The sequence below is a fragment of the Cellulomonas sp. P4_A2 genome (genome assembly GCF_056402515.1).
In genome coordinates, this window is the sequence record NZ_JBFUHG010000057.1 from 1 (window position 1) to 610 (window position 610).

The following is a 610-nucleotide window of genomic DNA, read 5'->3' on the forward strand; positions in this document are numbered from 1 at the left end:
CCTTCGCGATCCACCACGGAGCCTCGTACCAGAACCTGATGTTCGGTGACGTCCTCGGCGCCTGCTGGGACTTCCTGGCCGAGCACCCCACCGAGACCGTGCTGATGCGGGTCAAGCAGGAGTATTCCGAGGAGAGCGACGCCGCGTTCCGGCGGATCTTCGACCTGTACCTCGACGCCAAGGGCTGGCGGCCGCTGTTCCGGATCGACCCCGCGCTGCCCGTGCTGGGCGAGGCCCGCGGCAAGGTCGTGCTGCTCGCCGACAACGGCGGACTGCCCGGCGTCCGCTACGCCGATCCCGCACTCTTCGACATCCAGGACGAGTACATGGCGGAGCCGTTCGCCAAGTACCCGAAGATCGAGTCCCAGTTCCGCAAGGCCGCGCAGCAGCCCGGGAAGCTGTTCATGAACTACGTGAGCACGGCGGCCCTGATGCCGCCCCGCTGGAACGCGGACCGGCTCAATCCGCAGGTGCAGTCGTTCCTCGACGGCTCCGAGGCGTCCGGCTGGACCGGGCTCGGGATCGTCCCGCTGGACTTCCCGGCCACCCGGCCCGGCCTGGTCGCATCACTGATCCGGCACAACCCCGGGGCCTGAGCGGTCGCCGGGGC

Annotated in this window: 1 protein-coding gene; it reads left to right on the forward strand. The window is 69.5% G+C overall.

What is annotated here, in order from left to right:
- The coding region (locus AC1DUE_RS20055) for a PI-PLC domain-containing protein (RefSeq protein WP_477041169.1) at positions 1–596 on the forward strand (596 nt) is incomplete at its 5' end.
- Positions 597–610 lie beyond the last annotated feature (14 nt).